Consider the following 21,897-nt stretch of genomic DNA (forward strand, 5'->3'; position numbering starts at 1 on the left):
TCAGTTTATTATGGCGAGGGATACAGAAGACCATTTTTATGTATCGGGGATGTTTGCTTCTGCGGGCGTTTTGTACCGGTTTGTCAGCGTAGCGCTCGGGATACAGTGCGATACAGTTTGTTTGCCTGGGCTGCGCACGAGCGCCACTGCGAACCCCGCAATGACCAGCGTCAGTCCTGCGGAAACCCACATTCCGCCTGTTATACCCAGCGACTTATTCAGCCACGCATACGCAAACGGAGAGGCGGCTGCCATCAGTTGGCCTGGAATAAGCAGCAGCCCCGTGCGGCTGGCATAGCGCTCTGTACTAAACAGTTCCAGGGGTAGCGTCGCTTTGACGATAGTCACCAGCCCGTTAATGGCACCAAAGCCGAACACAAATCCGGCGGCACGCCAGGCCAGCATGTCGCTGCTCAGTCCGATGAGAAAACAAAGCGGCATGGCGAGCGCAGTGAAAAGCGTCAGTTTTAGCGGAGTGAGGCGCGCCCCTGCCAGCACCTCCATAAGGCGCGCACCGGTCTGCCCCATTCCCCACAGCATGCCGACGGCGACCGGCAGGCCGAAGCTGGCGATAAATTCGGGAAGGTGTGTAGAGGTGCCGTTAGAGACGAAGGTGATGAGAGCAATGAAGGTTGCATAAAGCCAGCCATTACGCCTGTCATGAGGGGAAACCTGCGTACATGCTTTGGGCTTGACCGTAAAGCGCTGGCGCGGGAAGCGCCGAAGAAGCAGGGCACTGAGCAGACCGAACAGGGCGTAGATCTTCAGCGCATCCTGCCAACCCATCACGTTCAGTAAGGCGTCTCCCAGCGGCCAAAAGACAGCGGACGCCAGCCCGCCTGCCAGGGTGACACGAGAGATTGTCCTGCGTGCCTGCGGTCCGTATAGGTTCACAAGAGCGGAGAAAAGCGCATCATACAGCGACAGGCGCATCCCGATGCCGGTCAGCAACCAGGCGCCATACCAGCCTGAAAGTGTGGGCGTAAAGGCCATTGACAGACAGCTTACGGCGATCAGCAAGGTCCCGCTCATTACCACCCTTTGTCCACCAAAACGCGCCAGCAGAGGAGCGACAAACGGCGAGACAATAGCCATAACCAGCATGGCCAGCGTCAGGCCAAGATAGATTTTGGGGGACGACCAGCTTCGGTCTGCTGTAATGGCATGAGCAAAGGTTCCCGGCATGTAAAAGGAGATCCCCCAGTTAATGAGTTGATTACATCCCGCAGTGAGCGCAAGACGGCGAGGGAGTGCAGGTGTTTCCATTATTTTTCATTCCGTTAGGCAGTTGTCCCGAGCATACAGGGCGCGGTATTGTGCTGGCAGAGCCGTATCCTTATTCACCCTATAAGAGAAACTTTGCATGACGACGCTCAATCTGGGACACCTCGCCACTTTTCGTCTGGTCGTTCAACGCGGCAGCTTTTCTGCGGCAGCAGATGTAATGGGTATTTCCCAGCCCGCCGTCAGCCTGCAAATACGCCAGCTGGAGCAGTTTCTTCAGATGCGGCTGATCGAACGTACGGGGCGTGGAATCAAAGCCACTGCTGCTGGTGAGGCGCTACGGGTGCACGGTGAACGTCTTGAACTGGCGGTTGAGGAGACAATTCGTTCGGTTAGCGCGTTCAATCAGGAAGTGAGCGGCACCATCACGCTCGGCACGGGCGCGACGGCCTGTATTCATCTGCTTCCAGCACTGTTGCAGCAGCTTCGTGAGGAGTATCCCCTGTTACGGATCGGAGTGACGACGGGAAATACGCCAGATATCGTCAGGGCGATTGAGGAGAATCGGCTGGATATGGGGCTGGTCACGCTACCGGCGAGCGGTCGTACGTTGGCGATTATGCACGCGATGCAGGAAGAGTTTGTCTGGATTGGCGCGCAGGTTCAGCCGGAAGAAGGGGAGCAGTTTACGCCAGACTCTTTATACGCTCAGCCGCTCATTGCGTTTGAGTCGGGCAGCGGTACGCGAACGTTGATTGACGGCTGGTTTGAAGCCCGCGGACTAGCCGTCTCACCGGTTATGCAGCTTGGCAGTATTGAGGCCATCAAACGCATGGTACGTGCAGGGCTGGGCTACAGTATTGTGCCGCGAATGGCGGTGGAGCATGCCGACGACCGGGAGGGATTACGCGTTCAATCGTTAACGCCCGTTCTGCGCCGGCAACTGGCGATAGTGATGCGTCAGGATAAGATCCTCAGCAAAGGGATGACGGTAATTATTCGGCTGTTACAGCGTGAACATGGACGTTAGCGCTCGGGCGAATCCACTACGAGGCTTGATTGCTGCGACTGAATTTTGTCCTGATGGTGATACCAGGCGCCAATGGAGGAATAAACAAAGCGGCCAAAGAAAAACAGGAAACTGATGAGCAGTATGATGCGGGTCATCCGGGTGTTAAATCGATGTCGTTTTCGCATACGCGTAGCCTGACTCACTTTCTTTTCCTGAGTATACCCTTTTGGGCGATACGGCTATTAAGGCACAGCCGCAAGTCTGGGTCAATTCGGCGAAATGTAAAATACCGTCAATGCTTACATTAATTTATGTTATTAAAAACAACGCTTTTATTTATCGCATTGATAATTACAGGAAAAATATTCAAAAAAAACGTAAGAAAGGTTTATTCAGATAAATTAATTTGATTTAGGTCAACCGCATCCCGTCGTTGATATTTAAAATCCCTCCTCCACTGTGCTTGCCAGGAATTTCCCGGGCAACGTGTACGTCAGGTTGGATGCCTGTCTTCCTTTACCCTCTGGAGCGCAAGGGTTGTAAACGAGCATCTATGAATATTCACCACATCCTGAAGCAAAATAAAGACCGCTGGTGGGCACTTCCTCTTATTTTACCCGTCGTGTTACTCCCGGTACTAAGTGTGGCTAATACCTTAACGCAGCTGGGCGACGGTATCGTTGCGCTCTATTATCTCCCGCTCTCTTTTCTGCTGGCGCTGATGTTGTTCTTTGGCCTGGAAGCCCTCCCCGGGGTGGTGGTATCGCTATTTTTACGTTATTACCCCTCCGTTGGGTTATTTGAAACCGTGGCTGGCATTCTGCATTTTATCGTTCCTCTGGTGCTCAGCTGGGGCGGTTATCGCGTATTTGCGCCCCGGCGCAATATGACCGCTTACGGTGACATACGTCTGATGGGGCAGCGTATTTTCTGGCAGGTGTTTTGTCCGGCAACGCTTTTTCTGGTGCTGTTTCAGTTTGCGGTTTATCTCGGCATTTATGAGAGCCGCCAGAGCCTCGCGGGACTAAATCCCCTCAATATTCGGACACTTATTAACTATCAGGGGCTACTGGTGAGCGGGCTGACGGGCGTGCCGCTAAGCTACCTGCTGATCCGCCTGATACGGCATCCGCGCTATATCAAGGGACTGATGTCCCAGCTCCGCGCGCAAATAGACAAAAAGGTGACGGCCGTTGAGTTTGTGGTGTGGTTTTTAGCCCTGGGCGGGTTGCTGGTCATGCTGCTGCTGCCCATGAATGCAAACAGTTCCATTTTCAGTACCAACTACACCTTGTCCCTGCTGATGCCCGTGATGCTCTGGGGGGCGATGCGCTTTGGCTACAAGCTGATGTCACTCATCTGGACGCCGGTCCTGCTGGTGTCGATTCACTTTTTTTATCACTACATTCCGGTACAAGAGGGGTATGGCATTCAGCTGGCGATCACCTCATCCAGCTATCTGGTCTTTTCCTTCGTTGTGACGTACATGTCGATGCTGGCGACACGCCAGCGCGCCATCAATATTCGCTCCCGCAGTCAGGCTTTTCTCGATCCGGTGGTGCATATGCCCAACCTGCGGGCGCTGTCGCGCGAGCTGGCCAGTCATCCGTGGTCAGCGCTCTGTTTACTGCGCGTGCCCGAGCTGGAGGTACTGGGACGCAATTACGGCGTGATGCTGCGGATCCAGTATAAACAGCAGCTGGCGCAATGGATAAACGGCACTCTTCAGCCCAATGAGCGAGTCTATCACCTCACCGGGTATGACATGGCGGTGCGTCTGGATGCGGAGTCGCATCAACAGCGCATTGAGACGCTGGACGAGCATATCAAGCAGTTCGTTTTTGTCTGGGATGGTATGCCGGTACAGCCTCAGGTCGGCATAAGCTATTGCTATGTGCGCTCACCCGTCAATCACCTCTATCTGGTGCTGGGGGAGCTGGGCATCGTGGCCGATCTCTCCCTTTCTACCAACCACCCGGAAAATCTTCAGCAGCGCGGGGCTGTTCACTTGCAGCGTAGCCTGAAAGATAAGGTCGCGATGATGAGCCGTTTACAGGCCGCGCTGGAGCAGGACGCTTTTACCCTGCTGGTTCAACCCGTTCGCGGGCTGCGCGGCGATTGTTATCACGAGGTGCTGCTGCGAATGCGTGATGATAATGGGGCGCTGATCTTTCCCGAACAGTTCCTGCCCATAGCACAGGAATTTGGTTTATCGTCGCGTGTCGATTTATGGGTACTGGAGCGTACGTTGAGTTTCCTGGCACAGCACCGCCAGCGGTTGCCGGGCCAGCGCTTTGCGATCAACCTCGCACCTTCTACCGTCTACCGGGCGCAGTTCCCGCTTGAAGTGAGCCGCCTGTTAGCTAAATACGCCGTTGAAGCATGGCAGTTGATCTTTGAAGTGACCGAAAGCAGCGCCTTTGGTCATGCGGATCTGGCGGCGTCTACCCTCAGGAAATTACAAAAAATGGGCATCCGGATCGCCATTGATGATTTTGGCACCGGCTACGCCAGCTATGCGCGGTTAAAAAGCGTGGACGCCGACATCCTCAAAATCGACGGCGGTTTTATTCGCAATATTGTCAGCAACAGCCTGGATTACCAGATTGTGGCTTCTATTTGCCATCTGGCCCGGATGAAGAAAATGCTGGTGGTGGCGGAATATGTGGAAACAGAAGAGATACGTAGCGCGGTGCACGCGCTAGGTATCGATTATGTGCAGGGTTATTTGATTGGGTTGCCGGCTGAGCTTGATACGTTGCTCGACACGCAGCCTTCTCAGGAGAGCGCCTGAGCCGTTACGCTGCCGCCTCAGAACTCTCTTCTTCAATCTTCAGCAGCCAGCCGGTGACCGCTTCCCAGTACTGCTGCTCTTTTTCCAGATCCAGCAGTACCAGCGCGTTCTGGCTGAACCAGTCGTGCGGGAAGCTCAGCGTCCAGTGATAGTCATCCGTTTTTAGCTTCAGCGTCGGCGGCGTGGTGGTCGCCTGTCGCTGATTATTGAGCAATACGCCCAGGCGCAACAGCTGAATGAGCGGCAGGAACTGCTTTTTCTTAAACAACGTAAAGCGCGGCAGATCGTCGAGCTTGATGGCTTTGCGGTGATAGCGGACCAGCGTCGCCATCATGGTTTGCTGCTCCTGGTTGAAGCCAGGCAGATCGCTGTTTTGCAGAATATAGGCTGAATGGCGATGCATTCCGCTGTGGTTAATGTTCAGCCCCACCTCGTGCAGCATGGCGGCCCATTTTAACAGTGCGGCCAGCTGCGGATGCGCCAGCTTAGGATTTTGCTCCTCCCACTGCTCGTACATCTGCACCGTGGTTTCGAGAACGCGCTTCGCCTGTTCACGGTCGATGTTGTACTGGTTGGCCAGGCTCTGAGCGGTACGGCTGCGAATATCCTGATGACGGAAACGTCCTTCCATCTCATACAGCACGCCTTCACGCAGGGCGCCGTCAGAGAGACGCAGCTCTTTGATCGCCAGCGCGTCAAACACGCCGCAGAGGATCGCCAGCCCCGGTACGAACACGGCTTTACGTTCGTCGGACAGACCCGGCAAACTCAGGGCGTCGAAGCTCTTATGCTTAAGCACCTCTTCGGTGAGTTTCACCAGGCGCTTAGGCGTAATAAACCCGTCTTTTTCACCCATCGCCAGCAGCACTTCATGGGCCGCTTTAATCGACCCTGATGCGCCCAGCGCCACGTTCCAGCCCTGAATACGGTATTGCCAGGCCAGATTTTCCAGTTTTTGTACGGCGGCCATGCGCGCGCGCTGGAAGTTTTCGCGGGTGATGACGCCGCCCGGGAAATACATCTGCGCGAAGCTGACGCAGCCCATACGGCGGCTTTCCACCAGACGCGGCTCGAAGTCTTCGCCAATCACCAGTTCCGTGGAGCCACCGCCGATATCAATCACCAGCTTGCGGCCTTTTTCCGGCTGCGTATGCTCCACGCCCATAAAAATCAGGCGCGCTTCTTCGTTACCGGAGATGATCTCAATCGGGTAGGGGATAACCTTTTCCGCGCGCTTAAGAAATTCCGGCGCGTTCAGCGCCTGGCGTAGCGTATGCGTTCCAACGATGCAGACGCTGGACGGTGAAAAGCCTTGCAGACGTTCTGCGAACAGCGACAGGCAGTTCAGCCCGCGCTCCATAGCCTCTTCGCTCAGCATGTTACGTGCGTCGAGACCATCGGCCAGATGCACACGCTGCTTCAGACGACCGATGATCTGCATCGCGCCATCCACCTCGCGGGCGATGACCATATGGAAACTGTTTGAGCCAAGATCGACCGCAGCGAACTCCTGCGGGCGTGGGGTATTATCGTTTATTGGCATAGGTTAATCGGGTTGCTCAAGTGATTTAATGTAATCGTAAATCGCCAGCTGCGAGCGCACTTTACGGCGATTGCCGCGCGGTACATAGCGATTACTGAGTTCTTTGTCGATATAACGTGCTTTCACCGTATCGCTGAACAGGATCTCGATAATGTCCAGGATACGCTGCTTCAGGCGAGGATCCAGCAGCGGTGCCGCCACTTCAATACGGTAATCAATGTTACGCGTCATCCAGTCGGCGGACGAGAGGTATACGCGCTTATCACCGGCGTTATCGAAAATATAGACGCGATCGTGTTCAAGATAGCGATCCACAATGCTGATCACGCGGATGTTATCGCTAATGCCTTCCAGTTCCGGAATGAGCGAGCACATGCCGCGAATGAGCAGATTTACCGGAACGCCAGAGCTGGAGGCCGCGTACAGGCGGTCCACCAGCCCTTTGTCCACCAGATTGTTAAGCTTCAGCGTGATGCCGGACGACAAGCCGTTCTGCGCATTGGCAATCTCTTTGTCGATCATATCGTACAGCAGGCGCCGTGAGTTCTGCGGTGACACCAGCAGATAATCGAAGCTCACCGGGCGGTACGGGTTCTCAATGAAGTTGAACACCCGACGCACTTCGTTGGTGATGCGGGCATCGGCAGTCAGCAGCGAATAGTCGGTGTAGATTCTCGCGGTTTTCTCGTTAAAGTTCCCGGTACCGATATGGGCGTAGCGCACCACGTCGTCACCCTCTTTACGGGAGATCAGGAACAGCTTGGCGTGAATTTTCAGCCCCGGCGCGGAGAAGATGACGTGCACGCCCGCTTCCGTCAGTCGGCGCGCCCAGTGGATGTTGGCCTCTTCGTCGAAGCGAGCCTGGAGCTCAACTACCACGGTCACTTTCTTGCCGTTGTGCGCCGCGTGGATCATCGCATCGATGATGCGGGAATCTTTCGCCACGCGATAAATATTGATTTTAATCGCCAGCACGTTCGGATCGAATGAGGCCTGACGCAGCAATTCCAGCACGTGCTCAAAGGTATGATACGGATAGTAGAGCAGTACATCCCGTTCGCGGATGGCGTCGAACCCGTTGCGGAACTTATCGAACCAGATATGGCGCAGGCGCGGCAGCGGTTTGTTCACCAGATTGGCTTTGCCGACGTTCGGGAAGCCAATGAAATCTTTAAAGTTGTGGTAACGCCCGCCGGGAATAATGGAGTCGTAGCGGGAGATGGTCAGCTTATCGCGCAGCATCTCCACCATTGCGTCCGGCATATCACGCTGATAGACAAACCGCACCGGCTCCGCCGTCAGGCGCTGCTTGAGGCTGGAAGACATCAGCTCCATCAGGCTGGCTTCCATCTCATGCACCAGATCGTACTCGGCGTCACGGGTCATCTTCATAGAGTAGGCGTTGAGCGCGTCGTAATCGAAGAAGCCTTTGAAGATATCGTCCAGGCAGTAGCGCAGGATGTTATCCAGCAGGATCATCGGTTTACGTCGGCGCGGGGTTTCCGGCGGCAGGTTTACAAAGCGTGGGACTTTATCAGACGGTATTTCCAGCAGCGCGTAGTTAATGGTCTCACCACGAATGATTTCTACCGCCAGATAGGTGTAGTCATCTTTCAGGAACTGCACCAGATCGGTTTCACGGTTGATCAGAATCGGGGTGATATGCTGGCGCAGATAATGTTTAAAATAGTGGCGCAGCCAGTTTTGCTGATTCGCGGAGAGCTGGCGTTCGTTGATCAGGAAGATTTGGTTGCGTGCCATTTCCAGCAGCAGCTCGTTATAGAGGCCATCAAATTCCTGATCGGCTTTCATGACGCGAGACTGGATTTTTCCAAGCAGATGTCGCGAGTGGGAGTTTAAGCCCTGTTCTTCGCTGATGATGATTCGGCGTTTCAGTTCGGCGAAGCGAACCTTGTAGAACTCATCCAGATTGTTGGAATAGATGCCTAAAAAACGCATACGTTCAATCAGCGGGTTGGTTTTATCGGCCGCTTCCTGAAGTACACGTTCGTTGAATGCTAACCAGCTTAGCTCTTTCTCGATGTATAACTTTTCCTGACCCATTACAGCTCACACTCCAGTTCAATCACAGGACGTGGTAAATCCGTCTCGTCCTTATTATGGCGAGCATTTCCACGATATGTCCAACAGTGCCAGAAAAGTATGACAGTTATTTTTTTATTGGGGAATTTAGAGGGTTGGGGGAGGGGATGTCGGGTGGCGCTGCGCTTACCACGACCTACGGGACCGTAGGCCCGTGCAAGCGAAGCGCCGCCGGGCAATTCAAACAGACTACTCTTCGGCAGCATAACCCTGCGGGGGCAACTTCACTCCGTCCAGCCAGGCTGCGCCGTCGCGCATCTCAAGACGGCCGTCAACAAACCAGCTTACCACCAGCGGATAAATGGCGTGTTCCTGAGCCTGTACACGTTCGGTCACGTCGTCTTCGTTGTCACCGTCAAAGACCGGTACTTTTGCCTGCAAAATGACCGGACCGCCGTCCAGCTCGTCGGTAACGAAATGCACGGAGGTACCATGCTCCTCATCGCCGTTCTCCAGCACCTGACGATGGGTGTGCAGACCGGGGTATTTTGGTAGCAGGGAAGGGTGGATATTGAGCAGTCGTCCGGCGTAGTGTGCAACAAAAGCCGGGCTCAGGATGCGCATGTAGCCTGCCAGCACCACCACGTCAGGCGCGTAGGCGTCAATCTCCTGCACCAGCTCACGGTCAAAGGCTTCACGCCCGGCGAACTGGCTGGCTTCCAGCGCGTGCGCAGGAATGTTCGCTTCCCGCGCGCGCTCAAGGCCGAATGCATCGGCCTTGTTGCTGAATACTGCCCGAATGGTGCCATTGATTTTCTTCTGTTTGCAGGCGTCTATGATTGCCTGCAAATTGCTTCCGTTGCCGGAAATGAGCACCACGATGTTTTTCATTCAATGACCACACGCTGTTCGGAATCGGAAGCTTTAATCGTACCGATTTTCCACGCGTTTTCACCTTTTTCTGTCAGCAGCTTAATCGCTTTATCCGCTTCGCTGGCGGGCAGGGCGATAACCATGCCCACGCCGCAGTTAAAGGTGCGGTACATTTCATGCTCGCTCACGTTGCCTGCGGTTTGCAGCCAGTTGAAGACGGACGGCCACTGCCATGAGGAGGCGTCGATCACCGCCTGGGTATTATCCGGCAGCACGCGCGGAATGTTTTCCCAGAAGCCGCCGCCGGTAAGGTGAGCGATGGCGTGCACGTCAACGTTCTCAATCAGCTCCAGCACGTTTTTCACGTAGATGCGGGTCGGGGCCAGCAGGTGATCGGCCAGCGGTTTGCCGTCCAGCTCGGTGGTCAGCGGGTCGCAACCGCTCACTTCGAGGATCTTACGCACCAGAGAGTAGCCGTTGGAGTGCGGACCGCTGGAGGCCAGCGCAACCAGCACATCGCCGTCAGCCACTTTGCTGCCGTCGATAATTTCTGATTTTTCTACCACGCCGACGCAGAAGCCTGCGACGTCATAATCTTCACCGTGATACATGCCAGGCATTTCTGCGGTTTCACCGCCGACCAGCGCACAGCCGGATTGCAGGCAGCCTTCGGCGATACCGTTAATGACGCTGGCTGCGGTATCCACGTCCAGCTTGCCGGTCGCGTAGTAATCCAGGAAGAACAGCGGCTCAGCGCCCTGTACCACCAGGTCGTTGACGCACATCGCCACCAGATCGATACCAATCGTATCGTGACGCTTAAGATCCATCGCCAGGCGCAGTTTTGTACCGACACCATCCGTACCCGAGACCAGCACAGGTTCACGATATTTTTGCGGCAGCGCGCACAGTGCGCCGAATCCACCCAGGCCACCCATCACTTCCGGGCGGCGGGTTTTTTTCACCACACCTTTGATTCGGTCAACCAGCGCATTACCTGCGTCAATATCAACACCGGCATCTTTGTAGCTGAGAGAAGTTTTGTTGGTCACGGCTTAAATCCCCACGCGATTGCATAGCTAGTAAGAAAAATCGGCGCAATTCTAACAGTCCAGGCAAACGTTTGCGAGCCTATTCTCGGCGTGGGGCTCTTTTTTTCTGTGCGGCCTGTACAGGGCAACAAACTTGACTCTGTTCACGAAAATGAAACCGGTTTCGGCGATCTGCTTGCAACGGCAATCCCCTTTGCACATCATCAAACTGAAACCGGTTTCTGTAACTGTTTTTGCAGAAAATAACGCAGAATGAGGGATAGCGAATGTCAGGATTTAAAGCAGGTTTTCTGTGGGGTGGGGCCGTTGCGGCGCACCAGCTTGAAGGCGGCTGGAAAGAGGGCGGCAAGGGCGTGAGCGTTGCCGATGTCATGACGGCAGGTGCCCATGGGGTACCGCGTGAAATCACCAACGGCGTGATGGAGGGGAAAAATTACCCAAACCACGAAGCCATCGACTTCTATCACCGCTATAAAGAAGACATCAAACTCTTTGCCGAAATGGGGTTCAAATGCTTTCGCACCTCCATCGCCTGGACGCGTATCTTCCCGAAAGGCGACGAGCTGGAGCCGAACGAAGCGGGACTCCAATTCTATGACGATCTGTTCGACGAGTGCCTGAAGCACGGCATCGAGCCGGTGATCACGCTTTCCCACTTCGAGATGCCTTTCCACCTGGTGACGGAATACGGCGGCTGGCGCAACCGTAAGCTGATCGACTTCTTTGTCCGCTTCGCGAAGGTCGTTTTTGAGCGCTACCAGCATAAAGTGAAGTACTGGATGACCTTTAACGAGATCAACAACCAGGCCAACTTCCACGAAGACTTTGCGCCGTTTACCAACTCCGGGCTGAAATATGCGCCGGGAGAAGATCGCGAGCCGGTGATGTTCCAGGCGGCGCACTATGAGCTGGTGGCCAGTGCTCTGGCGGTGAAGGCGGGGCGCGAGATCAACCCGTCACTGCAAATCGGCTGCATGATTGCCATGTGCCCCATCTATCCGCTGACCTGTGCCCCGGACGACATGATGATGGCGATGAACGCCATGCATCGCCGCTACTGGTTCACCGACGTTCACGTGCGCGGCAAGTATCCGCAGCATCTGCTCAACTACTTTGAACGTCGCGGCTTCGCGCTGGATATTACCGAAGAAGATAAAGTGGCGCTGACGCAGGGCTGCGTGGATTACATCGGGTTCAGCTACTACATGTCTTTCGCTACCAAAGCGACGGCGGATAATCCGACGCTGGATTACGACGAGAGCAAGAGCCTGGTTTCTAACCCGTACGTGCAGAAATCGGACTGGGGCTGGCAGATCGATCCTGTCGGGCTGCGCTACTCCCTGAACTGGTTCTGGGATCACTATCAGCTGCCGCTGTTTATTGTGGAAAACGGTTTTGGCGCGATCGACGTGCAGGAGAGCGACGGCACGGTGAAGGACCAGTACCGCATCGACTACCTTTCCGCCCACATCCGCGAGATGAAAAAAGCGGTGGTGGAAGACGGCGTGGATCTGATGGGCTACACGCCGTGGGGCTGTATCGACCTGGTCTCTGCCGGCACCGGCGAGATGAAGAAACGCTACGGCTTTATCTTTGTCGATAAAGATAACGAAGGTAACGGTACGCTGAACCGCAGCAAGAAGAAATCGTTCGACTGGTATAAGCAGGTGATTGCCAGCAACGGAGAGCAGCTATAATTGCCCGGTGGCGCTGCGCTTACCGGGCCTACGGGATGTCCAGGCCGGGTAAGCGTTAGCGCCACCCGGCAGAATCCCGCCCCCAAGCCGGAGCCTCGCCTCCGGCTTTTTTGTTTTTGATTGATGTATGTCAAGCAAGATGGGTATGGCGCAATCCGAAAAAAGCGGTATAATCCCGCGATTTTTTTTGCGGATGCCACCTCAGAGGAGAAAGAGAATGAAGATTGTGGAAGTGAAACACCCACTCGTTAAACACAAGTTGGGCCTGATGCGTGAGCATGACATCAGCACGAAGCGTTTTCGCGAACTGGCTTCTGAAGTGGGTAGCCTGCTGACCTACGAAGCGACCTCTGATCTGGAAACGGAAAAAGTGACCATCGAAGGCTGGAACGGTCCGGTACAGGTTGAGCAGATCAAAGGTAAAAAAATTACCGTGGTGCCAATCCTGCGTGCGGGTCTGGGCATGATGGAAGGCGTGCTGGAGCACGTCCCAAGCGCGCGTATCAGCGTGGTGGGTATCTACCGTAACGAAGAGACGCTTGAGCCGGTCCCGTACTTCCAGAAGCTGGTCTCTAACATCGACGAGCGTATGGCGCTGGTGGTTGACCCGATGCTGGCGACCGGCGGTTCGATGATCGCCACCATCGACCTGCTGAAAAAAGCGGGATGCAGCAGCATCAAAGTGCTGGTGCTGGTTGCGGCGCCGGAAGGTATCGCGGCGCTGGAAAAAGCGCACCCGGACGTTGAACTCTATACCGCGTCTGTCGACCAGGGACTGAACGAGCACGGGTACATCATCCCGGGGCTCGGCGATGCCGGCGATAAGATTTTTGGTACTAAATAATCGAATAACGATAAAGAAGCCGACTTTGATAGTCGGCTTTTTTTTGAATAAAAACCAACAATGACACTCAGAGGAAAACACTATGACGCGCCGTGCTATCGGGGTGAGTGAAAGACCGCCGCTTTTACAGACAATCCCGCTTAGTTTGCAGCACCTGTTCGCCATGTTTGGCGCAACCGTGCTGGTGCCAATCCTGTTTCACATTAACCCGGCTACCGTGCTGCTGTTTAACGGCATCGGTACGCTGCTTTACCTCTTCATCTGTAAAGGCAAAATCCCGGCCTATCTCGGGTCGAGCTTCGCGTTTATCTCCCCGGTACTGCTGTTGCTGCCGCTGGGTTATGAGGTCGCGCTGGGCGGCTTCATCATGTGCGGCGTGCTGTTCTGCCTGGTCTCCTTCATCGTGAAGAAAGCCGGTACCGGCTGGCTGGACGTGATGTTCCCGCCTGCGGCAATGGGGGCCATCGTTGCCGTCATCGGCCTGGAGCTGGCGGGTGTCGCGGCGAACATGGCTGGGCTGCTGCCTGCGGACGGTCAGTCACCGGATTCTAAAACCATTATTATTTCGCTGGTGACGCTGGGCGTGACGGTATTCGGTTCCGTCCTCTTCCGCGGCTTTATGGCGATTATCCCGATCCTGATCGGCGTGCTGGCGGGTTACGCGCTCTCCTTCGTGATGGGCGTTGTGGATACCACCCCGATTGCCGAGGCGCACTGGTTCGCGCTGCCAACCTTCTACACCCCGCGCTTTGAATGGTTCGCCATTTTCACCATTCTTCCTGCTGCGCTGGTGGTGATTGCTGAGCACGTCGGCCACCTGGTGGTGACGGCGAACATCGTGAAGCGCGACCTGATCCGCGACCCGGGCCTGCATCGCTCCATGTTTGCCAACGGTTTCTCCACCATCATCTCTGGTTTCTTCGGCTCCACGCCAAACACGACTTACGGTGAGAATATCGGCGTAATGGCGATCACCCGCGTCTACAGCACCTGGGTTATCGGCGGCGCGGCGATCATCGCCATTCTGCTCTCCTGCGTTGGTAAACTGGCGGCAGCGATCCAGATTATCCCGGTGCCGGTGATGGGTGGCGTTTCTCTGCTGCTGTACGGGGTGATCGGTGCCTCCGGTATTCGCGTGCTGATTGAATCCAAAGTGGATTACAGCAAGGCGCAGAACCTGATCCTGACCTCCGTTATCCTGATTATCGGCGTGAGCGGCGCGAAGGTGCACATCGGCGCGGCAGAGCTGAAGGGGATGGCGCTGGCGACCATCGTCGGCGTCGGCCTGAGCCTGATTTTCAAGCTGATCTCGGTGATCCGCCCGGAAGAGGTGGTGCTGGACGCGGACGACAGCGAAAAAGCGCCACATTGATCGTCATGCCGGGCGAAGGATCGCCCGGTTCTCTCCTTGCAGGTTCCGTGTTAAACTCCATTCCGATTTTATGTAAGATCTCTGGTTGAGGTATTTCTGAACGGACCGGCACAGCTCTCTCTGCCACTTTATCTCCCTGACGACGAAACTTTCGCGAGTTTCTGGCCGGGTGATAACCCCTCTTTACTGGCTGCCCTGCAAAACGTGCTGCGCCAGGAACACAGCGGATACATCTATATCTGGTCACGCGAAGGCGCGGGACGCAGCCACCTGCTGCATGCCGCCTGTGCGGAGCTTTCGGCGCGCGGTGACGCGGTAGGCTATGTGCCGCTGGATAAACGCACCTGGTTTGTGCCTGAGGTGCTGGAGGGCATGGAACATCTCTCCCTGGTCTGCATCGATAATATCGAATGCGTGGCGGGGGACGAACCGTGGGAAATGGCGATCTTTAACCTCTACAACCGCATTCTGGAGTCGGGCAAAACCCGGCTGCTGATCACCGGCGATCGTCCGCCGCGCCAGCTCAATCTGGGGCTGCCGGATCTGGCCTCTCGTCTGGACTGGGGGCAAATCTACAAGCTGCAACCGCTGTCGGATGAAGACAAACTCCAGGCACTTCAGTTGCGCGCTAAGCAGCGTGGGTTTGAGCTGCCGGAGGACGTGGGTCGGTTCCTGCTTAAACGCCTGGACAGGGAAATGCGCACGCTGTTTGACACGCTCGATCAGCTCGATCGCGCGTCTATTACCGCCCAGCGCAAGCTAACCATTCCGTTTGTGAAAGATATTCTCAAGCTCTAGTTTTGCCGGGTGGCGGCTGCGCCTTACCCGGCCTACGAAAACCCGTCACGCTTTGTAGGCCCGGTAAGCGCAGCGCCACCGGGCTTAACAATCTTCCATCAGATGCTCAACCAAAAGAGGAATCGGCCTTCCCGATGCCACGCTTCTGCCGTTCTCACGCCACAGCGCCGTCCCGCTGATATCCAGATGCGCCCACGGAATGGTCGGGGGGCAGAAGTGGTGCAGCAGCCACGCCGCCGAGGCGCTGATCGCCGCATTGTTGGTCGGCGTGTTGCACAGATCGGCAATCGCGCTGTCGGTTTGCTTTCTCAGCCTCGCATCCAGCGGCAGGGACCACACCTCGTCGCCGCTCCGTTTGCCCGCGAGCGTCAGTGCCTGACGCAACGGCTCATCCTGGGTCATCAGCCCGCTCAGCTCATACCCCAGCGCTTTCACCACCGCTCCGGTTAAGGTCGCCATATCAATAATATAATGCGCCTGCGGATGGCGCTGACTCGCCCAGGCGATAGCGTCTGCCAGCACCAGCCGGCCCTCGGCATCGGTGTTGTTGATTTCCACCGTAATGCCGTTGCAGGCTGTTGCCACCGTGCCGGGCTGCATGGCGTCGGGGCCGATGGCGTTTTCCGCCAGCGCCAGCACGCCCATGATGCGCACGGGTAATTTCAGCTCCGCAACGGTCAGCATCAGCCCGAGCACGTTAGCCGCGCCGCACATGTCATATTTCATGGTGTACATGCCCGCGCCTTCCTTCAGCCACAGGCCGCCGGTGTCAAAGGTAATGCCTTTTCCCACGTAGCAGCGCACCGGGCCATCAGACACGCCGTTATAGTGAATAGCCAGCAGGCGAGGCGGGCAGGTCGCCCCTTTGCCAACGGCGTGCAGTAGCCCCAGCCCCTGCTCAACAATTTGCTTTTCATCCAACACCTCGCAGCGCAGAGCAGGGCTGGCGGCACACAGTTTTTGCGCCTCTTCCACCACAAACTGCGGCGTACAGCGGTCGGATGGCATATCCGCCAGACGTCGTGCCGCAACCATGCCGAGCGCAATGGCCTGCTGCTGGCGGAAGGTCGTCTCCAGCTTCGCCTGCTGTTCCGGCAGGCAGAGGGCAGTGATGCAGGTAAGGCGCAGCGCTTCGTCCGTCTTCTTCAGCTTCAGGTCACTGAGCATGTGCGCCTGATTAAAGAGAAAACGCAGTACCTGCGCCAGCACCACATCGTCGATATCCGTCACGTCCAGCACGAGTTCGGCGCTGGCGGGGGCGGTAAGCAGCGGTCGCAGGGCCGTGATCAACCCTTCGGTCAGGGCGTCATGCCAGAGCGCATCCGGCAACAGAGTGATGCGGGCAAACGGCGCGCAGCCAAAGCGCGCGTCCGCGACGGTGCTCTGCTGGCGCATTTCAGCGATAAGAGCGCTATCCGGTAACAGGGAACTGTCAGCGCGCGCAATCAAATGGCTCTGCGGCTTCGCGTCTGAAAGTGCGTTGATAAACTGGTACGTGATCATCATAACTCCTCAATCGGTGCGCGGATCCGCGCGGCATAGGCCTGCATCCACTCCTCATCTACCGCGTGATAGTGCGTTTTCTCCCGCAGGCGTTCAGTACGGAAAACGGTGAGGGGCTGGCGAGCCGTCGCCACCACGAACGAGAAGGTTTTGATGTTGGTCGCGGCGCCAAATTCTCCTTTGCTGTTCATGCACACCACGGAGAGATCGCCCGCGCGACCGAAGCGCGACATCAGTTTGTCTTCCAGTTCGAACACGACCGAATCCGCCGCCTGCTGCGGCGTCATGCCTTGCGCCATCCGGCGAACGATTTCGTAGCTGGTACAGCCCTTCATCAGATCTTCACCGACGCCCGTGGCGGTGGCCGCGCCGGTTTCGCTGTCGCAGTAAAAGCCGGAGCCGATGATGGGTGAGTCACCGAGGCGACCGCGTTTTTTCATAAACAGGCCGCTGGTGGAAGTGGCGACGCTCATCGAGCCCTGTTTATCGAGGCCGATGATGCCGACGGTGTCATGTCCGTCGTAGGGGCTTAACCCCTTATCCAGCGTTTCGCGGCAGCGCTTACGGTAGTGTTGCATGGCGCGATCCGTGAGCATGGTTTTATCGGCAAAGCCCTGACTCAGCGCCCATTCGCGCGCGCCCTGGCCGACCAGCAGGCTGTTATAGCGCTGGCGGCTGAGCGCGTGCGCCACGCGCACTGGGTTGGCGATATCCACCAGATTCCCCACGGCGCCGAACGCCAGCGTGTCGCCGTCCATATAGGCCGCGTCCAGCTCTACCTCGCCGTTTTCGGTGGGCAGCCCGCCGTAGCCGACGGATTTATAAAACGGAAAGTCCTCGACGGCGGCGACGGCATCCACTACCGCCGCAGCGACCGGTTTGCCCGCAGCCAGCGCAGACGCAGATTCCGTGACGCCTTCAAGCGCCATTCGCCAGGTTGCGATAATTCCCCACATGCTTTACTCCTGTTTTGCAAGGGTGGTGTCGGTTTGCGTAACGCTGGCTATTTCCGCCGCGCGGTACTGTTTATCCAGGATACGCATGAAAGGCAGGTACAGCATGGCGCCAATCAGCAGGTTGATCAGCTGCATCACGCTGCCGCTCAGGTGCCCGGTGACGATAAAGCCGCTAATAACCGGCGGCAGCGTCCAGGGGATAAACACCCCGGTGGTGACGGCGACCGCACCAATTTTCATCGCCGCATACTGCACGGTGACCAGCACCAGCGGCACCAGATTGAACGGGATGAGCATGATTGGGTTCATGATCACCGGCAGGCCAAAGAGAATCGGTTCGTTGATGTTAAACACCGAGGCACCCGCACCGAGGCGCGCCACTTCGCGCATGTTTTTGCTGCGGGCGAAAATCAGCATCGCAATCACCAGCGACAGCGTGGCGCCCGCGCCGCCCATCCAGATCATGTCAAAAAACTGTTCGGTGATGATGTGCGGCGGCGTCGTTCCCGCCTGAATCGCGGCGATGTTGTCGGTCTGGTTCTCCATCCACAGCGGACGAATAATCCCGTTGATCATCGAACCTGAGTTAATGCCCACTGACCACAGAATGGTGATGCTGAATACGGTCATCAGCGCCCCGAAATAAGAGGTGCCGTAGTGGCGCACCGGGGTGGCAACCACTTCATAAATAAACTGGTGGATGGTGTGGTAGTGGGTGTTTTCAAAGATGATGCGGATAAGCAGCACCAGAATCATCACCAGCAGGGCCGGGATCAGGGCCGCGAACGACTCCTGCACCGCAGGAGGCACGCCGTCCGGCATTTTGATGACCAGCTTTTTGCGCTTCAGCCAGCAGAACAGTTCCGTCCACAGCAGGGAACCGATCATCGCCACGAACAGCCCTTTGCTGCCAATCCACTCCACCGGCATCACGGTAATGCCGCCGTTTTCCGCCACTTTGATAAAGGGCGTCAGGATCAGAAACGCGACCAGCGCCAGGATGCCGCAGGAGATGCGGTCCTCGCCATAATGCTCAGCCAGGCGGTAGGCCACCAGGAAGCTGATAAACAGCGACATGGTTGAGAACACCGCGTTAAACGGGATCTCTATAATCGCACTCCAGCTCTCACCAAAGGCCTGAGACATAAACTGCTGATAGGCCTGATTCGGGAAGGAGGAGATCACCAGCAGGATGGAGCCGACGATGATAAACGGCATGAATGAAACGTAGGCCCCACGAATGGCCCCAAGATGACGCTGCTGGGCCGTTTTCGCCGCCAGCGGCATCAGTTTTGCTTCAAGAAATCCCAGAACATTGTTCATTGTGAACTCCGTACAAAATTGAGAGGTGTTGTTTATGTTATGTCTGTGGATTATCAGTGAAGCGCGGCGAGCGAAAGGTGAAATCGGTCACAAAGCATTCGCTGCTCTGATATAAATCTCATAAGATTAGTTGCGGAGAGAGACGCGATGGAAATCAAACTGCATGCCAACGCCACCACCACACCGCGTATCCGTCGTTATCTTCAGCAGTCAGATAAAAGCGACAGAGAGCTTGCCGTTGAGTTGGGTATCTCGGTCACCACCGTCAGGCGCTGGCGCAACCGCGACCAGGTTTCGGATAACCACACCACGCCAAAAGTGATACATAAAGCGTTGAGACAAGAGCAGGCAGCACTGATAAATGCTCTGCGTGATATCACCGGTGCACCGCTGGATGAACTGCTGCTGCTGGTGAATGACGGACTCGGGATCGCCGTTTCCCGCGCGACCCTGAACCGCTACCTCAAACCGGCTTCGGTAAGACAAAAGGGGGCGTCGTTGCAGGGCAAAAAGGCGCTGAAGGCCGGTATCATGCCGCAGAAGCTACTTCTGCATCATCAGCCGCTATCGCTGCATATGGACGACGGTGGGGAGCAACACCTGCTCTGGGCGCGTGAACCCGTTAGCGGCTGGTGCTACGCCCGGCTTTATGCCGGTGTCTCGCCGCAGTTGCTGACCCGCTGGACGAACGAGGTGCTGGCTGCCTGTCCGGCTGATATTCAATCTGTTGAGACTTTTGGGCTGGCAGTGAACTTGCCGGAGCATAACGTCACCGTAAAAGTGCATTCACAGTATTATCTCGCCCTTCAGGTCACCGTGCCGTTACGTGAGATCATTCCACGGGTGAACAGTGAACCGGCGGGAGCGCTGTTGATCCAACTGTGTAAGTTTTACAACCGGGGAAAAGCGCAGAAAAAGCTGGGAGGGCGTACGCCGCAGGCGTTTCTGGAAGCGCTGCGGCGTAACGATTAGACGATCCCGAGCACGTCTTCCGGTGGACGGCCGATACGCGCCTTGCCGTTCGCCACGACAATCGGGCGCTCAATCAGCTTAGGATTGTCGACCATCGCCTGAATCAGCCGATCTTCAGTGAGACTGGTATCGTTCAGATTAAGCGACTTATACAGATCTTCTTTCTGACGCATCAGGTCGCGTGCGCTGCCCATGTTAAGCATCTTCAGCAGCTGGCGGATCGTCTGCGCATCCGGCGGCGTCTCCAGATACAACACCACTTCCGGATCGATGCCGTTAGACTTCAGCAGATTCAGCGTCTCGCGGCTCTTGGAGCAGCGAGGGTTATGGTAAATTTTTACCGCGTCTGTCATGACTTCTCCTTTATTACATCTTCTCGTACGGCTTAAAGCGTTGTTGCAGGCCGCGCAGCTGGTCGATTCGCGCATCATAGCGGGCCTGTTGCAGGCTGCCAAGCTTCACCTGTGAGCTGGCGCTGCTCAACAGGGAAATGGCCTGATCGAGGCGACCCGCCAGCGCCAGGCCTTCCGCACGCGCGGCCAGCTCCTGATCGCGGTTACCCAGTTGCCCCTGGGCCTGGGCGAGCAGTTCCCAGCCGTTCTGGTCATCTTTATTGTTAAAGGTGTAGCGGTTCAGAATGGTCACCGCCTCGCCGGGCTGGCCGCCCTGTAGGTAGGCGTTCGCCAGGTTAAGCTGCAATACCGGATTGTTGCGAATGTCTTTCGCCCCTTTCAGACGATTGATCGCATCGGTCGCTTTTTTCTGCCCCAGATCGATATCGGTGGCGAGGTCAAGATACCACGGATTGTCAGGCGCCGACGCCAGCAGCGGCTGTAGCGCTTTACGCGCTTCATCGTACTTGCTGGCCTCCATCGCCTGGAGCGCCTGACCATACTGCGCCGCGTTTTTCTCGCGCACGTTGCCTTTCGCCAGCGCGTCCAGCAGATCGCTGGTGAGCTGATTACGTCCGGAGTTGTACATGCCAAGCGTTCTCACTTTGGCCATGTAGAAATCCTGCGAAGACTGCACCACGACCGGACGCATCTGGTTGGCACGGTTACGGGCATCCGAGAGTCGGCTTTCCGGCAGCGGGTGGGTCAACAGAATTTCAGGCGGGCGCGACGAGTAGCGTGCCTGGTCGAGCAGTTTTTCCAGGAAGCTCGGCATGGCCTGCGGGTCAAAGCCGGAACGCTGTAAAACCTGAATGCCGATGCGGTCTGCTTCCTGCTCGTTCTGCTGGGTAAAGCTGATCATCCCCTGACGCGTCCCCGCCAGCGTCCCGGTAAGCGCCGCCATCCCGGCCTGCGGGCTGGCCATCGCCAGCAAAATGGAACCCAGCGCGCCCACCCAGGTCAGGGGGGCGTTACGCTTCTGATCTTCCATCGCACGCGCCAGATGGCGCTGGGTGACGTGCGAAATTTCGTGCGCCATGACGGACGCCAGCTGGCTTTCGTTATCGGAATAACGGAACAGCGCCGAATGCAGCACCACGTTCCCGCCAAAGAAGGCGAAGGCGTTGATTTCGTCGTTATTGATTAAATAGAAATGGAAGGGCGTTTTTACCGAGTCGGCGTGCGCCACCAGCCGCATCCCCAGACCGTTGATGTACTGCACCAGCAAAGGGTCGTTAATCAGCGGAGCACTGCCGCGCAGCTGGCGTACGTAATAATCACCCATCTGCATCTCCTGCCCGATGGAGAGCGTGCTTCCTGCCGTGGTGCCCATGTCCGGCAATGAATCGGACGAGTCAGCGAAAGCGGGCAACACCTGACCCACCGTCACGGCGGCAATCAGTGTCGCAACCAGTGTTTTTCTCAACTGCCTGAACATAACCACTGTCCTGTATTTTGGATGTGCTAATTTGACCGATGAACCCGCATAACGTTCATCT

Annotated in this window: 18 protein-coding genes; 7 read left to right on the forward strand and 11 right to left on the reverse strand. The window is 56.4% G+C overall.

Going from position 1 to position 21,897, the window contains the following annotated elements:
- Positions 1-36: 36 nt before the first annotated feature.
- On the reverse strand, positions 37-1,266 hold the full coding sequence (locus ACOTYB_RS06410) for an MFS transporter (protein ID WP_421765778.1): 1,230 nt from the start codon (positions 1,264-1,266) through the stop codon (positions 37-39).
- Positions 1,267-1,363: 97 nt separating this feature from the next.
- Here ACOTYB_RS06410 and ACOTYB_RS06415 point away from each other — a divergent pair, with 97 nt between their 5' ends.
- Positions 1,364-2,254, forward strand: a complete 891-nt coding sequence (locus ACOTYB_RS06415) for a LysR family transcriptional regulator (protein ID WP_047055427.1) — start codon at positions 1,364-1,366, stop codon at positions 2,252-2,254.
- Here the strand turns inward: ACOTYB_RS06415 and ACOTYB_RS06420 are convergent.
- Positions 2,251-2,421, reverse strand: a complete 171-nt coding sequence (locus tag ACOTYB_RS06420; RefSeq protein WP_032659730.1) for a YfgG family protein — start codon at positions 2,419-2,421, stop codon at positions 2,251-2,253. The two genes, ACOTYB_RS06415 and ACOTYB_RS06420, sit on opposite strands and share 4 nt — an antisense overlap.
- A gap of 368 nt (positions 2,422-2,789) precedes the next feature.
- On the opposite strand from ACOTYB_RS06420, the gene ACOTYB_RS06425 reads away from it, so the two are divergent.
- Positions 2,790-5,030, forward strand: a complete 2,241-nt coding sequence (locus ACOTYB_RS06425) for an EAL domain-containing protein (RefSeq protein WP_003860572.1) — start codon at positions 2,790-2,792, stop codon at positions 5,028-5,030.
- A 4-nt stretch (positions 5,031-5,034) separates the two neighbouring features.
- Here ACOTYB_RS06425 and ppx read toward each other — a convergent pair whose 3' ends face one another.
- The 4 genes from ppx to purM all read right to left on the reverse strand — a co-directional run bounded on the left by ppx (position 5,035) and on the right by purM (position 10,541).
- Entirely contained in the window at positions 5,035-6,573 is a 1,539-nt protein-coding gene (gene ppx / locus ACOTYB_RS06430; RefSeq protein WP_220153276.1) for an exopolyphosphatase, read from the reverse strand.
- Positions 6,574-6,576: 3 nt separating this feature from the next.
- The gene (gene ppk1, locus ACOTYB_RS06435; RefSeq protein WP_022651559.1) at positions 6,577-8,637 is read right to left on the reverse strand and encodes a polyphosphate kinase 1; all 2,061 of its coding nucleotides are present in this window, start codon (positions 8,635-8,637) and stop codon (positions 6,577-6,579) included.
- A gap of 228 nt (positions 8,638-8,865) precedes the next feature.
- Positions 8,866-9,507, reverse strand: a complete 642-nt coding sequence (gene purN, locus ACOTYB_RS06440) for a phosphoribosylglycinamide formyltransferase (protein WP_003860566.1) — start codon at positions 9,505-9,507, stop codon at positions 8,866-8,868.
- Entirely contained in the window at positions 9,504-10,541 is a 1,038-nt protein-coding gene (gene purM / locus ACOTYB_RS06445; protein WP_003860563.1) for a phosphoribosylformylglycinamidine cyclo-ligase, read from the reverse strand. The genes purN and purM overlap by 4 nt, the downstream gene beginning before the upstream one ends.
- 266 nt (positions 10,542-10,807) lie before the next feature.
- On the opposite strand from purM, the gene ACOTYB_RS06450 reads away from it, so the two are divergent.
- From ACOTYB_RS06450 to ACOTYB_RS06465, 4 genes are all read left to right on the forward strand, one after another.
- On the forward strand, positions 10,808-12,238 hold the full coding sequence (locus ACOTYB_RS06450; RefSeq protein ID WP_220153274.1) for a 6-phospho-beta-glucosidase: 1,431 nt from the start codon (positions 10,808-10,810) through the stop codon (positions 12,236-12,238).
- Between the two features lie 217 nt (positions 12,239-12,455).
- The gene (gene upp / locus ACOTYB_RS06455) at positions 12,456-13,082 is read left to right on the forward strand and encodes a uracil phosphoribosyltransferase (protein WP_003860560.1); all 627 of its coding nucleotides are present in this window, start codon (positions 12,456-12,458) and stop codon (positions 13,080-13,082) included.
- A gap of 82 nt (positions 13,083-13,164) precedes the next feature.
- Entirely contained in the window at positions 13,165-14,454 is a 1,290-nt protein-coding gene (uraA, locus tag ACOTYB_RS06460; RefSeq protein WP_003860558.1) for a uracil permease, read from the forward strand.
- A gap of 96 nt (positions 14,455-14,550) precedes the next feature.
- Entirely contained in the window at positions 14,551-15,252 is a 702-nt protein-coding gene (locus ACOTYB_RS06465; RefSeq protein ID WP_166792068.1) for a DnaA inactivator Hda, read from the forward strand.
- 84 nt (positions 15,253-15,336) lie between these two features.
- Here the strand turns inward: ACOTYB_RS06465 and ACOTYB_RS06470 are convergent, their stop codons facing one another.
- From ACOTYB_RS06470 to celB, 3 genes are read right to left on the reverse strand one after another with little or no spacing between them, the layout of a single operon-like run.
- Positions 15,337-16,755 carry a leucyl aminopeptidase family protein gene (locus ACOTYB_RS06470; RefSeq protein ID WP_045349807.1) on the reverse strand — a complete coding sequence of 473 codons (1,419 nt, stop codon included), beginning with the start codon at positions 16,753-16,755 and terminating at the stop codon, positions 15,337-15,339.
- Positions 16,755-17,711: a N(4)-(beta-N-acetylglucosaminyl)-L-asparaginase gene (locus ACOTYB_RS06475; RefSeq protein WP_045330458.1), complete on the reverse strand. Its 957-nt coding sequence runs from the start codon at positions 17,709-17,711 to the stop codon at positions 16,755-16,757. Before ACOTYB_RS06475 ends, ACOTYB_RS06470 begins: the two co-directional genes overlap by 1 nt.
- 3 nt (positions 17,712-17,714) lie before the next feature.
- Positions 17,715-19,034 (reverse strand): PTS cellobiose transporter subunit IIC, encoded by a 1,320-nt coding sequence (celB, locus tag ACOTYB_RS06480; protein WP_023325032.1) that lies wholly within the window; start codon positions 19,032-19,034, stop codon positions 17,715-17,717.
- Between the two features lie 147 nt (positions 19,035-19,181).
- Here celB and ACOTYB_RS06485 point away from each other — a divergent pair, with 147 nt between their 5' ends.
- Positions 19,182-20,006 (forward strand): helix-turn-helix transcriptional regulator, encoded by an 825-nt coding sequence (locus ACOTYB_RS06485; protein ID WP_047055420.1) that lies wholly within the window; start codon positions 19,182-19,184, stop codon positions 20,004-20,006.
- Here the strand turns inward: ACOTYB_RS06485 and arsC are convergent.
- Entirely contained in the window at positions 20,003-20,359 is a 357-nt protein-coding gene (gene arsC, locus ACOTYB_RS06490) for an arsenate reductase (glutaredoxin) (protein ID WP_003860549.1), read from the reverse strand. The two genes, ACOTYB_RS06485 and arsC, sit on opposite strands and share 4 nt — an antisense overlap.
- A 13-nt stretch (positions 20,360-20,372) precedes the next feature.
- Positions 20,373-21,836, reverse strand: a complete 1,464-nt coding sequence (gene bepA, locus ACOTYB_RS06495) for a beta-barrel assembly-enhancing protease (protein WP_003860547.1) — start codon at positions 21,834-21,836, stop codon at positions 20,373-20,375.
- Between the last annotated feature and the right edge of the window lie 61 nt (positions 21,837-21,897).

This window comes from Enterobacter cloacae complex sp. IR5450 (assembly GCF_049238665.1).
GTDB lineage: Bacteria > Pseudomonadota > Gammaproteobacteria > Enterobacterales > Enterobacteriaceae > Enterobacter > Enterobacter hormaechei_C.

Excerpts from the sequence above, each read along its gene's own strand:
- ACOTYB_RS06410 (WP_421765778.1), bottom strand. The coding sequence starts at position 1,266 with ATGGAAACACCTGCACTCCCTCGCCGTCTTGCGCTCACTGCGGGATGT.
- ACOTYB_RS06415 (WP_047055427.1), top strand. The coding sequence starts at position 1,364 with ATGACGACGCTCAATCTGGGACACCTCGCCACTTTTCGTCTGGTCGTT.
- ACOTYB_RS06420 (WP_032659730.1), bottom strand. The coding sequence starts at position 2,421 with ATGCGAAAACGACATCGATTTAACACCCGGATGACCCGCATCATACTG.
- ACOTYB_RS06425 (WP_003860572.1), top strand. The coding sequence starts at position 2,790 with ATGAATATTCACCACATCCTGAAGCAAAATAAAGACCGCTGGTGGGCA.
- ppx (WP_220153276.1), bottom strand. The coding sequence starts at position 6,573 with ATGCCAATAAACGATAATACCCCACGCCCGCAGGAGTTCGCTGCGGTC.
- ppk1 (WP_022651559.1), bottom strand. The coding sequence starts at position 8,637 with ATGGGTCAGGAAAAGTTATACATCGAGAAAGAGCTAAGCTGGTTAGCA.
- purN (WP_003860566.1), bottom strand. The coding sequence starts at position 9,507 with ATGAAAAACATCGTGGTGCTCATTTCCGGCAACGGAAGCAATTTGCAG.
- ACOTYB_RS06450 (WP_220153274.1), top strand. The coding sequence starts at position 10,808 with ATGTCAGGATTTAAAGCAGGTTTTCTGTGGGGTGGGGCCGTTGCGGCG.
- upp (WP_003860560.1), top strand. The coding sequence starts at position 12,456 with ATGAAGATTGTGGAAGTGAAACACCCACTCGTTAAACACAAGTTGGGC.
- uraA (WP_003860558.1), top strand. The coding sequence starts at position 13,165 with ATGACGCGCCGTGCTATCGGGGTGAGTGAAAGACCGCCGCTTTTACAG.
- ACOTYB_RS06470 (WP_045349807.1), bottom strand. The coding sequence starts at position 16,755 with ATGATCACGTACCAGTTTATCAACGCACTTTCAGACGCGAAGCCGCAG.
- ACOTYB_RS06475 (WP_045330458.1), bottom strand. The coding sequence starts at position 17,711 with ATGTGGGGAATTATCGCAACCTGGCGAATGGCGCTTGAAGGCGTCACG.
- celB (WP_023325032.1), bottom strand. The coding sequence starts at position 19,034 with ATGAACAATGTTCTGGGATTTCTTGAAGCAAAACTGATGCCGCTGGCG.
- ACOTYB_RS06485 (WP_047055420.1), top strand. The coding sequence starts at position 19,182 with ATGGAAATCAAACTGCATGCCAACGCCACCACCACACCGCGTATCCGT.
- arsC (WP_003860549.1), bottom strand. The coding sequence starts at position 20,359 with ATGACAGACGCGGTAAAAATTTACCATAACCCTCGCTGCTCCAAGAGC.
- bepA (WP_003860547.1), bottom strand. The coding sequence starts at position 21,836 with ATGTTCAGGCAGTTGAGAAAAACACTGGTTGCGACACTGATTGCCGCC.